Source organism: Duganella fentianensis, from assembly GCF_964031615.1.
Classification (GTDB): Bacteria; Pseudomonadota; Gammaproteobacteria; order Burkholderiales; family Burkholderiaceae_D; genus Rugamonas; species Rugamonas fentianensis_A.
In genome coordinates, this window is the sequence record NZ_CAXIQN010000022.1 from 346,372 (window position 1) to 360,513 (window position 14,142).

A 14,142-nucleotide genomic window follows, 5' to 3' on the forward strand; every position below is an offset into this window, starting at 1 on the left:
AAGCGTGAGAAACGGCGTTCTTTCGGCAGAAAGAGCGCCGTTGTTTTTTTGCGAAAAAATCGTGCTTATATCAAAATATTGCCAAGTAGCGCCGGTGTGCATCGCCCCGATGTGGTGCAATGGAAGTGCGCGCTGGCGTAGTAGCGCTACGCGTACCAACATGTTTTACTGAGTTAGCTGACCGGTCTGAATCATATGTTAAGCAATCGTCGTATCCGCCGGCCTCGCCTTGTTGTCCGGGCAGCGCGCAAAACCCGCGCCAGCGCTGCTGTTATCGCCAAGCGGCGCGCACGCTATCTGAAGGTGGTGCCTGCGCTACCTGCTGCTGCAGTGGACGCCGCTGATGCTGATGCTGGCGCAGCAGTGCAAGCGGTGCCGGCCGAGTCGGCCGGGGCAGTCGATCTGACAATCCAGAGCGAAGCTGTGCAGCAAGCCGCACCAGACTATCCAGCCGAGGCGGCGCTAGCTGAAGTCGCGCCACCGCCGCGCAGCGCGCGCCGCAAATGGCTGCTGGCGCTGGGGGCTGCCGTAACGGCCGTGTGCGCACTGGGCGTCTACGAAGCGCGCAGCTCGATGCTGCAATCCCACCTGTTCGGCGATATGGCCGGCAAACTGCAATACAAGGTGGAGGCCGGGGCTAGCCAGTCTATCCGCTTCCCGCACGATAGCCCTTACGACGAGCGGCTAGGCTATGCCGGCCTGCCGGACTATCTGGGCAAGCTGAGTACGCGCGACTATCACGTCAGCGCGCAGGCTCGCATCTCGCCCAAGATGGCGCAACTGGCCGATCTGGGCGTGTTCGCCACCTATCATGAAAAGACCCGCACGGGCCTGAGCATTGCCGATTGCCGCGAGCAGACACTGTTCTCCGCCAGCTATCCGGAGCGGGTGTACGGCAAATTCGAGCAGGCACCGGCTGCGCTGGTGAGCAGCCTGCTATTTATCGAAAATCGCGAGCTGCTCGATACGCGCTACCCGACCCGCAATCCTGCCGTGGAGTGGGACCGGCTGGGTAAGGCAGTGATCGAAAAAGGTGTCAGCAGCGTCGCGGGCGGTCATCGTGCGGCCGGCGGCAGTACGCTGGCCACGCAGATCGAAAAATACCGCCACTCGCCGGAAGGCCGCACCAGTTCGATGAAAGACAAGCTGCAGCAGATGGTCTCGGCCAGTCTGCGCGCCTATCAGGACGGACGTGATACGACGCAGGCGCGGCGCAACATCGTGACGGAATATCTGAACACAGTGCCACTGTCGGCCAAGCCCGGCTACGGTGAAGTGAACGGCATAGGCGATGGCATGTGGGTCTGGTATGGGCGCGATTTCGCCGAACTGAATCGTCGCCTGAGCGGCAATCTGGCCCAGCCTGATGATGCGACGGCGCTGGTGTACAAGGAAGCCCTGAGTTTGATGATCGCCCAGCGCCGCCCCAGCTACTATCTGGTGGATGGTGCACAGGATCTGGAGATCCTGACCAATTCCCACTTGCGCCTGCTGGCGCAGGAAGGGGCAATTACGCCGGCGCTGCGTGACCGCGCACTGGCGCAGCAGCTGCATCCGGCGACCGGCAATGGTCTGCAGTCGGCACCGGCCATGACCTTTGTTTCGCGCAAGGCCTCGAATGCGATCCGCAACCATCTGGCTAATCTGCTCGGCGATAACCGCATGTACAACCTCGACCGCCTCGATCTGAGCGTGGTCAGCACGCTCGATGCGCAGGCGCAGACGGCGGTGACGCAGGTGCTGCGCGATCTGCGCGATCCGGAAAAAGCCAGGGCGGCAGGGCTGACAGGCAAGGGCATGCTGGGTAATGGCGATCCGGCCAATGTGGTGTACAGCTTCACGCTGCTGGAGAAGGGCCCGCAATACAATCTGTTGCGCCTGCAGACGGATAATTACGACCAGCCGCTGGATATCAACGAAGGCGCCAAGCTGGATCTGGGCTCCACTGCCAAGCTGCGCACGCTGGTGACCTATCTGGATATTGTCGATCAGCTGCATCGTAAATACGCGGGCATGGATAACGCAGCGCTGGCCAGGGTGAATATCGATCCGCAGGACCGGCTGTCGCTGTGGGCGCTCGAGTATTTCAAGGCGCTGCCGCAAGACCCTGCTGCGCGCGCTCTGCCGGCCATGCTGAATGCGGCCATGGAACGGCAGTATTCGGGCAATCCGGGCGAGGGCTTCTTTACCGGCGGCGGCGTGCACCACTTCGGTAACTTCTCCAAGGAAGATAACAGCAAGATCATGACGGTGACGGAAGCGCTGCGCCGTTCCACCAATCTGGTGTTCGTGCGGCTGATGCGCGATGTGGCCAAGTACTATATGTTCCAGACGCCGGGCTCGTCGGCGGCGCTGCTGTCGAATGCAGAAGATCCGCGCCGTGCCGGCTATCTGGCCCGCTTCGCTGATAAGGAGGGCAAGGAATTCCTCGCCCGCTTCTACCTGAAGTACAAGGGCAAGCCGGCGCAGGAACTGGACAAGATTTTGCTGGCGAATATACGCAGCACGCCGGTGCGGCTGGCGGTGATCTTCCGTACCGTGTATCCGCAAGCGACGCTGGAGCAGTTTAGTGCCTTCCTGCGGGCTAACCTGCCATCGCAGAACGAGGTGCCGGATGAGCGCGTGGAGAAGCTATACGAGCAGTACGCGATGGATAAATGGTCGCTGGCCGACCGCGGTTATCTGGCCAGTGTGCACCCGCTGGAACTGTGGATGGCCGCCTACATGCACGAGCATTCGGGCGCCACGCTGGCGCAGATGACGGCAGCGAGCGAGCAGCAGCGGCAGGAAGTCTACCAGTGGCTGTTCAAGACGCACCACAAGCACGCGCAGGATAAGCGCATCGCCGGTCTGATCGAAATGGAAGGCTTCATGGAGATCCACAAGCAGTGGAAGAAAATGGGCTATCCGTTCGAATCGCTAGTGCCGTCCTATGCCACCACGCTGGGCGCTTCGGCCGACCGTCCTGCATCGCTGGCCGAGATGATGGGGATTATCGTCAACGGTGGCGTGCGCAAGGCCACCCAGCGTATCAGTTCGCTGCATTTCGCCAAAGGTACGCCTTACGAAACTGTGGTCACCAAAGGCAAACCGACCGAAGATGAGCGGGTGCTGTCGCCGGAAGTGGCAGCCGCCGTGGCGCAGGCCATACGCGGCGTGGTATCCGACGGTACGGCCAAACGGGCGCGCAAGGCCTTTGTGCTGGCCGATGGCACCGACCTGCCGGTGGGTGGCAAGACCGGTACGGGCGACCAGCGCTTCGATGTATATGGCGCCGGCGGGCGGCTGCTCGAATCGCGCTATGTGAACCGCTCGGCGACCTTTGTATTCAACATCGGCGAGCGTTTCTTCGGTAGTATGACGGCCTACGTGCACGGGCCGGAATCGAAGAACTATGATTTCACCAGCGCGCTGCCGGTACAGTTGCTGGTGGTGCTGGCGCCGACCCTGATGCCGCTGATCGATCCTGCTGCTGCCGGCAAGGCGCCGCCTGCTGTGCCAGCCGCTGGCGTGCTGCCGGTTGCTGCAACCACTGGCGGCGCAGCACAGGCTTCCGCGCTGCGTGCCTGCGGTGGCTAGGCTGGCCGTATTAACTGTGTAATCACTGATGAAAAAAATCCTGCGTTTTTCCCGTTTCTCTTTGCGTGACCTGCTGGTAGCAGCGGCGCCCACCATCGCTCTGATCGTGGGCGTGTGCCTGCTGGCTTACTGGCTGGTGGATCCGGCGCCACCGCGCACGGTGCGGCTGGCGACGGGACAGGACAACAGCGCCTACGCGGAGTTCGGCAAGAAGTATGCGGCGGCACTGGCGGCGCACGGAGTCAAGGTCACATTAGTGCCGTCGGCCGGTTCGGGCGAGAATCTGCGCCTGCTGAAGGAAGGGCAGGCCGATATCGCTTTCATGCAGAGCGGTACCACCAACGAAGAACTGGCTGAGCAGGAAGGTCTGAGTTCGCTGGGCAGTCTGTTCGTCGAGCCGCTGTGGCTGTTCCTGCGCGAGCGCAAGGACCAGCCGCCCGTGACCCGTCTGAGCCAGCTGAAAGGCATGCGGATTAATTTCGGGCCGGAAGGGGCAGGGGCGCCGCGCCTGTTCCGTCAGGTGCTGGAGCTGAACGGCATCGAGAAGCATCAGGTGCGACGCTATTCGCTGGCCAATACGCCCGCTACGGTGGAGCTGCTGGCCGGCCGCATCGACGGGCTGGTGTTTACGTCGGCGCCGGAAGCGCCGCTGATCCAGATGCTGCTGCAGACGCCCGGCATCAGGCTGTTCAACTTCCATCAGGCCGAAGCCTATGGCCGCAAGCTGCCCTTCCTGACCCATGTGATGCTGCCACGGGGGATCGTCGATCTGGGGCGCGATCTGCCGGCCAGTAATTACGATCTGATCGCGCCTACCGCCACGCTGGTGGCGCGCGAGAATCTGCATCCGGCCTTGGTCGATCTGTTCGTGCAGGCCGCTGCCGGCATCCATGGCGGCTCCGGCTGGTTTGCCCAGCAGGGCCAGTTCCCATCGGCGAAGTATTCGGAAATCCCCGTGCATGCGGAGGCGGCCAAGTTCTACAAGAGCGGCCCGCCGCTGCTGCAGCGCTATATGACCTTCTGGCTGGCGAATTTCTTTGACCGCATGTGGGTGGTCGTCGTGGCGCTCGGTGCATTGATACTGCCGCTGTCGAAAGTGGTGCCACCGCTGTATGTGTGGCGCATCCGTTCGCGCGTGTATCGCTGGTACGGCCAGTTACGGGCCGTGGAGCAGGCGGTGGAAGCGGCCACGCCGGCAGACCGGCTGCAAGTGTATGGGGCGCAGTTGCAGCGCCTGAACGAGATCGAGGAACTGGTGAATCAGGTGTCGATACCGCTGTCGTTTGCCGACGGCCTGTACGGCTTGCGCAGCCACATACAGTTCGTGCGCAAGCGTATCGAATTTCTACAGAGCGAGGCGGGCGAGCAGGTCGTCGCGCAGGAAGTAGCAGTGGCTGCAGCCAGCGCCAGTGCCCCTTAGGCGCCTATCCACGGCAGGCCATCTTTGCACCAGCCGTTGATGTTGCGGCGGTGGCCTACTTCATCCTTGTCGCCTTCGAAGCCTTCCAGAATATCGTAGCAGTGCTGGTAGCCATGCTCGGTGGCCGATTTGGCGGCAGCGCGCGAGCGCACGCCGGAGCGGCACAGAAATAGCAGCACCTGATCCTTGCGTGCCACCGTGTTGAGCTGCTCGATGAAATCCGGATTGGCCAGACCGCCCGGATACAGCATCCACTGCACATTGCTGTACTGCGCGTCGGGGATGGCTACTTTGCCCACCCAGTCACGCTCGGCGTGGGTGCGTACATCGACCAGCTTGATGGCGGGTTCGGCACTGACTAGATCAAATGCTTCCTGCGGCGTGACCGCGCCCGCATACGGCCAGTCCTTGCTACGGCTACGGGCCAGGGCGAGGATCTCTTCAATTTTGCTCATGACGTGTTCCAGTAGTGGGTTTGCGTTTATTATAGGCTGCCTGCACCCGCTGCACGCAACGCTGCACCAAGGTTGTGCATTTTTGGTGGTTTTTCTGAAAATGCACGATTTCGGTGCGGAAAATCGGATTTGCACTAATTTAGTGCGGTGTTAAGCTGCCTCAAATCAGGGCGTGGTTCCGAACTGGTGAATTTTTAAGAGAATTTACCGGCACGATGCCTGCGACTTGATTCATGCACCAACATTGTTTGGGGCTGGCACGAATACTGCTTACTAATGACGCACGAGCCCCACATTCCTTTAGGAGATACGCATGGCAATGACAGCCGCAGAAGTACTGAAAATGGTCCAGGAAAACGAAGTCAAATTCGTTGATTTCCGTTTCGCTGATACCCGTGGTAAAGAACAGCACGTGACCGTGCCAGTGTCGCACTTCGATATCGACAAATTCGAATCGGGCCACGCTTTTGACGGCTCCTCGATCGCCGGCTGGAAAGGTATTGAAGCATCGGACATGATCCTGATGCCAGACCCAGCAACCGCCCGCATCGACCCGTTCATGGAAGAAACCACCCTGTTCATGCAGTGCGACGTGATCGAACCTGCTGATGGCAAAGGCTACGACCGTGACCCACGTTCCATCGCCAAGCGCGCTGAAGCCTATCTGAAATCGTCGGGCATGGGCGACACCGCCTACTTCGGCCCAGAGCCAGAATTCTTCATCTTCGACAGCGTACGCTGGAAGATCGACATGTCCGGCTGCTTCGTTAAAGTGGATTCCGACGAAGCTTCGTGGAGCACCGACAAAGAAATCGAAGGCGGCAACAGCGGCCACCGTCCTACCGTTAAAGGCGGCTACTTCCCAGTGCCACCAGTCGACAGCTTCCAGGACATGCGTTCGGAAATGTGCCTGATCCTCGAATCGCTGGGCATCCCGGTCGAAGTACACCACCACGAAGTGGCTGGCGCTGGCCAGAACGAAATCGGCACCAAGTTCTCGACCCTGGTCGAGCGTGCGGACTGGACCCAGAACTTGAAATACGTGGTCTGGAACGTGGCGCACAGCTACGGCAAAACCGCTACCTTCATGCCTAAGCCTATCGTTGGCGACAACGGTTCGGGCATGCACGTGCACCAGTCGATCTGGAAAGACGGCGTCAACCTGTTCGCTGGCGACGGCTATGCCGGTCTGTCGGACACCGCGCTGTACTACATCGGCGGTATCATCAAGCACGCTAAAGCACTGAACGCGATCACCAACCCAGGTACCAACTCGTACAAGCGTCTGGTGCCAGGCTTCGAAGCACCAGTGAAACTGGCTTACTCGGCGAAAAACCGTTCGGCTTCGATCCGTATTCCACACGTGGCCAATCCTAAAGGCCGCCGTATCGAAACCCGCTTCCCAGATCCACTGGCCAACGTCTACCTGTGCTTCGCAGCACTGCTGATGGCTGGTCTGGACGGTATCGCCAACAAGATCCATCCGGGCGAAGCCGCATCGAAAGATCTGTACCACCTGCCACCAGAAGAAGACGCACTGATCCCAACCGTGTGCTCGTCGCTGGAAGAAGCATTGGACAACCTGAACAAAGACCGCGAGTTCCTGACCCGTGGTGGCGTGTTCAGCGATTCCATGATCGATGCCTACATCGAACTGAAGATGCAGGACGTTCAGCGTATGCGTATGACCACGCACCCAGCTGAATTCGATATGTACTACTCGCTGTAATGGTAGCGCACCGGTTTCCGGTGCCTGTCTGGTAGCACAGAACGCGGGGCGAGCAGCGCTTTCCCCGCGTTTTTATTTGGATGTTGTATAGTCGGGCTCCATGTCGAGACTCGGAAAACTGATGATGAAACACGCGTTCTGTCGCCCGCTGGCCGGACTGCTGATAGTGGCTGCAAGCGGTGCTGTGCACGGGCAGATTTACAAGTGCACGACGCCTGCGGGCAGTGTGGAATACACCGACGTCAACCGGGGCAAGCATTGCAAGGCAATGGAGCTGCCCGGCGTGGTGGTGGCCGCGCCGCCCAAGCATGTGGCACCGGCTGCGCCAGCATCGGGCAACCGGCTGGGCACCGCGCCAGCACTGGTGCCGGGCGAATTCCCCCGCGTCGATGCGGCCCAGCAGCGTGCCCGCGATGCCGACCGGCGCGGCATACTGGAAGAGGAATTGCGTGCCGAGCAGCAGAAGCTGGCCGAGCAGCGCAAGGCCTACAACAACGGCGAGCCGGAACGCCAGGGCGATGAACGCAATTACGCCAAGTATCTGGAACGGGTGGCGGGCATGCGTGACAGCATCAGCCGCACGGAAAAAAATATCGACGCTTTAAAACGTGAGATCGCGAATATCCGATGAGCAGTTTAGCGACTAGTCTGACTTCTTTCATGGGCGCCGGCGGTCAGCGGCCGGCGGCACTGGCCGGGCTGGAGCTGCTGGCTTCGGCCGTGCTGCTGCTCGATGGCGACGGCCGTATCGCCTATGCCAATGCAGCGGCGGAGAACCTGCTGGAAAGCTCGCTCAAGGCGCTGTCGCGCCAGACGCTGAGCGCGCAGTTCCTCAATCCGGCCGAACTCGATAACATCTGCGCGCAGGCGCGCGAGCACCGCTATGCCGACATGCGGCAGGATCTGATGCTGGAACGGGTGGGGCGCGAAGCGCTGCATGTGCACAGCATCGTCACGGCGCTGGATGAACCGGCTGGCCATCTGCTGATCGAACTGCGCGAGCATTTGCAGCACCTGAAGCTGGACCGCGAGGAACGCATCCTCGACCAGAGTCAGGTCAACAAGGAACTGATCCGCAATCTGGCGCACGAAATCAAGAATCCCCTCGGCGGCATCCGCGGCGCGGCGCAGTTGCTGGAGATGGAGCTGCCGGCACTGAATGCGGGCGAGCTGCGCGAATACACCCAGGTGATCATCAAGGAAGCTGACCGGCTGCAGACGCTGGTCGATCGCCTGCTGGCGCCGCACCGCCGGCCCCACATCGTCGGTGATGTGAATATCCACGAAGTGCTGGAGCGGGTGCGCAGCCTGATGCTGGCCGAGTTCCCTAGCGGCCTGACCATACGGCGCGATTACGATGCCTCGATACCGGAATTCCGCGGCGATAAGGAGCAGCTGATCCAGACCGTGCTGAACATCGCCCACAACGCGGCGCAGGCACTGGCGGCACGCATCGAAGCGGGCGACGCGGAGATCATTTTCAAGACGCGGGTAGCGCGTCAGGTGACGCTGGCCAAAGTACGCTACGGGCTGGCATTAGACTTGCATATCATCGATAACGGACCGGGCATCGCGCCGCAGATCCGCGACCGGATTTTCTACCCGCTGGTATCGGGCAGGGAAGGCGGTAGCGGTCTGGGGCTGACTCTGGCACAGACCTTTGTGCAGCAGCACATGGGCGTGATCGAGTGCGATAGCCGGCCTGGATGTACGGACTTCCGTATTCTGCTGCCATTGCCATAAGCTAGGGCGGGCACTAACGGAGTCTGCGTCCTTGATAGAAGATCCAATGCGGGAACACACAACACACATGAAGCCAATCTGGATAGTAGACGACGACGAATCGATCCGCTGGGTACTGGAAAAAGCACTCGCACGGGAAAATCTGGCGACCAAGAGTTTTGCCAATGCCCGCGATGCGATCGCCGCGCTGGAATTTGAAACACCGCAAGTGCTGGTGTCCGACATCCGCATGCCGGGCGACTCCGGTCTGGATCTGCTGCAGCGGGTCAAAGCCCGCTATCCCGGCCTGCCGGTGATTATCATTACGGCCTTCTCCGATCTGGATTCTGCGGTAGCGGCGTTCCAGGGTGGGGCCTTCGAATATCTGGCCAAACCGTTCGATATCGACAAGGCGGTAGAGCTGATCCGGCGTGCGCTGGAAGAGAGCCTGCGCGAGACCAGTGTCGAATCGGGACCGGCCGAAACCCCGGAAATACTGGGGCAGGCGCCGGCCATGCAGGAAGTCTTCCGTGCTATCGGCCGGCTGTCGCAATCGAATGTGACGGTGCTGATCACGGGCGAATCGGGCTCCGGCAAGGAGCTGGTGGCGCGCGCGCTGCACAAGCACAGCCCCCGTGCCAGCCAGCCTTTCATTGCCTTGAACACGGCGGCGATTCCGAAAGATTTACTGGAGTCGGAACTGTTCGGCCACGAGCGCGGCGCGTTTACGGGCGCGCAGACGTCGCGTCGCGGCCGTTTCGAGCAGGCCGAAGGCGGCACCCTGTTCCTCGACGAGATCGGCGATATGCCGTTCGATCTGCAGACCCGTTTGCTGCGGGTACTGTCGGATGGGCACTTCTACCGCGTGGGTGGCCACCAGCCGCTGAAAGCCAATGTACGGGTAATCACGGCGACGCACCAGAATCTGGAGCAGCGCGTGCGCGAAGGTCTGTTCCGTGAGGATTTGTATCACCGCCTGAATGTGATCCGTCTGCGTCTGCCCAGTTTGAGGGAGCGGCGTGAGGATATCCCTATTTTGGTGCGCCACTTCCTGGTGCAGAGCGCCAAACAACTGGGCGTAGAAGCCAAGCGTATGAGCGACGCCACGCTGCAGTTCCTGTGCGGGCTGGATTTGCCGGGTAATGTGCGCCAGCTGGAAAACCTGTGCAACTGGATTACCGTGATGGCGCCCGGACAGACGGTGGAGATCAAGGATCTGCCGCTGGAACTGACCCAGGAGCAGCAGGGCGCTGGTGGTGCGGCAGGCGTGGCCAATGCGCCAGCCAGCGAGCCTTACAGCATGCCCGCGTCGCATGGCACGGTGCATGTGCTGGCAGGGGCGGCGGCAACGGCAGCGGGTGATGCCGTGCAGGCCAGTGGTCCGGATGCGTGGCTGGCGCTGCTCGAAGCGCAGGCCGCCAGCATGCTCAGCGCCGGACAGCAGGAAGTGATGGCGGTGCTGGGGCGCCAGTTCGAATCTTCGCTGATCCGCACGGCGCTCAAGCATACCCACGGACGCAAGAACGATGCGGCGGTACGGCTGGGCATAGGCCGCAATACCATCACCCGCAAGATCGCGGAACTGGGCATAGACGGCGCCAAGGACGACTAGGCGTTAGGCGCAGCGACGCACCTGCGGGCCGCTTTCAGGTAAGCTCTTGACTGCAAAGTCAGGAGCTTCTTTTTTTTGGATACCGTATGTTGATCAATTGTGTGGCCTATCAGGATGGCCAGAAGCTGGCCGATATTCCCGTCGAGGATATTAGCGAATACGTACTCCAGCCCGATACCTTTGTCTGGGTAGCGCTGCGCGACGCCCAGCCGCAGGAGCTGGAGGTGATGCAGGAAGAATTCGGCCTGCACGAGCTGGCGGTGGAAGATGCGCGGCGCGGCCACCAGCGTCCCAAGATCGAGGAGTATGGCGATTCGCTGTTCGTGGTGGTGAAGACCGTCGATTGCCGCGATGGCGAGGTGGTGGTGGGTGAAGTCGATATTTTCGTCGGCGATAACTACGTGCTGTCTTCGCGTGACAGCCACAGTCTGCAGAATTTCCTCGGCGTGCGGGCGCGCGCCGAACGCGAGCCGCACATGCTGCGCCAAGGCCCCGCTTTCGTGCTGTATGCGCTGATGGATGCGGTCGTGGACCGTTATTTCCCTGTACTCGATATGCTGGAATCGGAGCTGGAGCAAGTCGAGGAACGGATCTTCTCCAAGGGCCGTCAGCGCGACAACATCCAGCATCTGTATGCGCTCAAGCGCAAGGTGACGGAAGTGCGCCATGTGGTGGCGCCACTGATGGAAGCGGTGGGGCGATTACATGGCGGGCGCGTGCCGGCCATCTGCCGCGATACGGGCGAGTACTTCCGCGATGTGCACGACCATCTGCACCGCATCAGCGCAACGCTGGATAATATCCGCGATACCATCGCCACGGCGATACAGGTCAATCTGTCGATGGTGGCGATCGAAGAAAACGAAGTGAATAAGCGGCTGGCCGCCTGGGCCGCCATCTTCGCTATCTGCACCGCGTTTGCCGGGGTATGGGGCATGAACTTCAAGTTCATGCCGGAACTGGAATGGCAATACGGCTACCCCATGGCGCTCAGCGTGATGGTGGGCGTGTGCCTGTATCTGTACCGGCGCTTCAAGCGCGCCGGCTGGTTATAGCGCTGCAGGGCCGCAGCGCCTGCAGCGCTAGGCTTATTTTGCCGCGCCAGCCAGTATCGACTGCGCCACCGCTTCCGCGACCTTGATGCCGTCCACGCCGGCCGACAGTATCCCGCCCGCATAGCCGGCGCCTTCACCGGCCGGGAACAGGCCGCGCGTGTTCAGGCTTTGCAGGGTGTCGTCGCGGCGCTTGATGCGTACCGGCGAAGAGGTACGGGTTTCCAGCCCCGTCAGCACCGCATCATGCTTGAAGTAGCCCTTGATCTGCTTGTCAAACGCAGGGAAGGCTTCGCGCAGGGCGGTGACGGCGAACTCCGGCAGGATCTCGGCCAGATCGGTCAGGTGCACGCCCGGTTTGAACGACGGGATCACGGCGCCGAAGGCGGTGGAAGGGCGGCCGGCGACGAAATCGCCCATCAGCTGGCCCGGGGCGTTGTAGTTGGCACCACCCAGCTGGAAAGCCTTGGCTTCCAGTTCGCGCTGGAAGGCGATGCCGGCTAGCGGGTGGCCCGGATAATCGACTTCCGGTGAAATGCTGACCACGATGGCGCTATTGGCATTGCGCTCGTTACGCGAGTACTGGCTCATGCCGTTGGTGACCACGCGACCTTCTTCCGACGATGCTGCCACCACCGTGCCGCCCGGGCACATGCAGAAGCTGTACACGGCACGGCCGTTGCTGGCATGGTGTACCAGCTTGTAGTCGGCGGCGCCGAGAATAGGGTTGCCGGCGTTGGGGCCAAAGCGGCACTGGTCGATCAGCGATTGCGGGTGTTCGACGCGGAAGCCGATCGAGAATGGTTTGGCTTCGATGTAGACGCCACGGTTGTACAGCATTTCGAAGGTATCGCGCGCGCTGTGGCCCACGGCCAGCACCAGATGGTTGGTGGCGATGCGCTCGCCGTTCTCCAGCACCACGCCGCGGATCTGGCCGCCATCGGCCTGCTGTTCGATGTCGAGGTCGACGACTTTGCGCTCAAAGTGGTATTCGCCGCCCATGGCTTCGATATTGGCGCGCATCTGCTCCACCATCTTGACCAGACGGAAGGTGCCGATGTGGGGCTTGCTCACGTAGATGATCTCTTCCGGCGCGCCGGCCTGCACGAACTCGGTCAGCACTTTACGGCCGTAGTGTTTCGGGTCTTTGATCTGGCTGTACAGTTTGCCGTCCGAGAAAGTGCCGGCGCCGCCTTCGCCGAACTGCACGTTCGATTCCGGATTCAGTTTGCGCTTGCGCCAGAAGCCGAAGGTATCGACCGTGCGGTCGCGTACCTGCTTGCCCCGTTCCAGAATGATGGGACGCAGACCCATCTGCGCCAGCAGCAGCGCGGCGAACAGGCCGCAAGGGCCGGTGCCGATTACCACCGGACGGGGCTGGCCGGCATGGGCGGCGGCCAGCTGCTCGGGCGTGGCAACGAATTTATAGCTGGTATCCGGTGCTGGCATAACGTGCTGGTCGTGGTGCAGGCGTTGCAGTACCTCAGCTTCGTCGCGCACTTCCACGTTGATCGCATAGATCAGCACAATCGCGGATTTCTTACGTGCATCGTAGCTGCGTTTGAAGACGGTAAAACCGAGCAGGTCATCGGCAGTGATGGCGAGGCGTTTGAGTATGGCCGCAGGCAGATCGGCTTCGGCGTGATTCAGGGGCAGTTTGAGTTCGTTTATGCGCAGCATGGCGGGTTCCTGTGAGGGCGCTGTTTAGGCGCCATGGTCGGCGGGGTTAACCTCGCTGAAGGGGTTAGATCCCGTAAAAGGCGGTATTTTACCTCGATAAGCCTGCTAACGGCACAGCTAGCATGGCAGGTGGCGGCTGGGGCGGGGGCGGGGACACGTGCCTGCGCTGCCGCCCGCGTGATCTATATATCTGCCTTGCTGCGGTTATTAGGTACAGAAAATAATCGCGGGATTAATGCGTTGCGCTCGGGTGGATATAAATAGATCAGCCAGCTAGTTAATTCTTTATTTAACTGGAATATTAAAAATAATAGCGACCAATTTAATCGCCGGGAGTTTAAAACACGCTGGCGGGTCAGACTGGCAGGAGGGGCGGGGCTAAACCCCATGCAGGCTGTCGGCACGGTGCATTGCGGGGCATCGGCGCGGCCTGCAAGCTGCCTGACAGGCAGGAAATTTTGTTGCCAATAATACACTTTTCTGCATTCGGCAAGTTCAGACTATGTTGTTAAAAGGCGACTTTGCGCAAATTCCTTAGAGCACTATCTGTTAGTCAAAAAATGCCGGGTTTTGTTTCTGTGTGGAATTTTCCAGGCCTGAAGTGCTTGTTCGTTTAGCAATCAAAACTCGCACTTTGTGTCATCTTTGTTTTGAGGTTAGCGGGTTTTTCCTTGATTTTCGCTGGTTTCTCCTTGACGTACGAATATTTCACTGTCCTTCCTGCTGCCACTCTGCTTGGCTGCAGGAGAGGGCAAGAAGGGCGAATTTGTTGCGTTTTGGCAGCGAATAATTGCTAAAACAACTATTTGAATTAGGTAAAAAGAAATATTACGCAAGCGGGTGGCAGGAGGTCGGCGCTATATGTTGTGAGGAGGAGACAGTGCGCAGCACAT

General features: G+C 60.5%; 9 protein-coding genes. 7 read left to right on the forward strand and 2 right to left on the reverse strand.

The features are described 5' to 3' along the window. Window positions 1–195 precede the first annotated feature (195 nt). Window positions 196–3,579, forward strand: coding sequence for a transglycosylase domain-containing protein (locus ABNT42_RS18695; RefSeq protein WP_348699502.1), 3,384 nt, complete (start codon window positions 196–198; stop codon window positions 3,577–3,579). 28 nt (window positions 3,580–3,607) lie between these two features. After that, complete coding sequence (locus tag ABNT42_RS18700; protein WP_348699503.1) at window positions 3,608–4,999, forward strand: TAXI family TRAP transporter solute-binding subunit; 1,392 nt, start codon at window positions 3,608–3,610, stop codon at window positions 4,997–4,999. On the opposite strand, the gene ABNT42_RS18705 is transcribed toward ABNT42_RS18700, so the two are convergent. Beyond that, window positions 4,996–5,454: a rhodanese-like domain-containing protein gene (locus tag ABNT42_RS18705; protein ID WP_348699505.1), complete on the reverse strand. Its 459-nt coding sequence runs from the start codon at window positions 5,452–5,454 to the stop codon at window positions 4,996–4,998. The two genes, ABNT42_RS18700 and ABNT42_RS18705, sit on opposite strands and share 4 nt — an antisense overlap. A gap of 313 nt (window positions 5,455–5,767) precedes the next feature. On the opposite strand from ABNT42_RS18705, the gene glnA reads away from it, so the two are divergent. From glnA to corA, 5 genes are all read left to right on the forward strand, one after another. Further along, window positions 5,768–7,183, forward strand: a complete 1,416-nt coding sequence (gene glnA / locus ABNT42_RS18710; protein WP_155434474.1) for a type I glutamate--ammonia ligase — start codon at window positions 5,768–5,770, stop codon at window positions 7,181–7,183. Between the two features lie 121 nt (window positions 7,184–7,304). After that, window positions 7,305–7,814, forward strand: coding sequence for a DUF4124 domain-containing protein (locus tag ABNT42_RS18715; protein ID WP_348699507.1), 510 nt, complete (start codon window positions 7,305–7,307; stop codon window positions 7,812–7,814). 29 nt (window positions 7,815–7,843) lie between these two features. Then, entirely contained in the window at window positions 7,844–8,926 is a 1,083-nt protein-coding gene (gene glnL, locus ABNT42_RS18720) for a nitrogen regulation protein NR(II) (RefSeq protein ID WP_348700130.1), read from the forward strand. Between the two features lie 67 nt (window positions 8,927–8,993). Continuing rightward, the gene (ntrC, locus tag ABNT42_RS18725; protein ID WP_348699508.1) at window positions 8,994–10,517 is read left to right on the forward strand and encodes a nitrogen regulation protein NR(I); all 1,524 of its coding nucleotides are present in this window, start codon (window positions 8,994–8,996) and stop codon (window positions 10,515–10,517) included. A gap of 86 nt (window positions 10,518–10,603) precedes the next feature. After that, a complete protein-coding gene (gene corA, locus ABNT42_RS18730) occupies window positions 10,604–11,572 on the forward strand; it encodes a magnesium/cobalt transporter CorA (RefSeq protein WP_348699510.1) in 969 nt (322 codons plus the stop codon). Between the two features lie 33 nt (window positions 11,573–11,605). On the opposite strand, the gene ABNT42_RS18735 is transcribed toward corA, so the two are convergent. Next, window positions 11,606–13,249 carry an NAD(P)/FAD-dependent oxidoreductase gene (locus ABNT42_RS18735; protein WP_348699512.1) on the reverse strand — a complete coding sequence of 548 codons (1,644 nt, stop codon included), beginning with the start codon at window positions 13,247–13,249 and terminating at the stop codon, window positions 11,606–11,608. Window positions 13,250–14,142: the final 893 nt, after the last annotated feature.

Bases quoted from the DNA above. Each gene is read 5' to 3' on its own strand.
- ABNT42_RS18695 (WP_348699502.1), top strand. From the start codon at position 196: ATGTTAAGCAATCGTCGTATCCGCCGGCCTCGCCTTGTTGTCCGGGCA.
- ABNT42_RS18700 (WP_348699503.1), top strand. From the start codon at position 3,608: ATGAAAAAAATCCTGCGTTTTTCCCGTTTCTCTTTGCGTGACCTGCTG.
- ABNT42_RS18705 (WP_348699505.1), bottom strand. From the start codon at position 5,454: ATGAGCAAAATTGAAGAGATCCTCGCCCTGGCCCGTAGCCGTAGCAAG.
- glnA (WP_155434474.1), top strand. From the start codon at position 5,768: ATGGCAATGACAGCCGCAGAAGTACTGAAAATGGTCCAGGAAAACGAA.
- ABNT42_RS18715 (WP_348699507.1), top strand. From the start codon at position 7,305: ATGATGAAACACGCGTTCTGTCGCCCGCTGGCCGGACTGCTGATAGTG.
- glnL (WP_348700130.1), top strand. From the start codon at position 7,844: ATGGGCGCCGGCGGTCAGCGGCCGGCGGCACTGGCCGGGCTGGAGCTG.
- ntrC (WP_348699508.1), top strand. From the start codon at position 8,994: ATGAAGCCAATCTGGATAGTAGACGACGACGAATCGATCCGCTGGGTA.
- corA (WP_348699510.1), top strand. From the start codon at position 10,604: ATGTTGATCAATTGTGTGGCCTATCAGGATGGCCAGAAGCTGGCCGAT.
- ABNT42_RS18735 (WP_348699512.1), bottom strand. From the start codon at position 13,249: ATGCTGCGCATAAACGAACTCAAACTGCCCCTGAATCACGCCGAAGCC.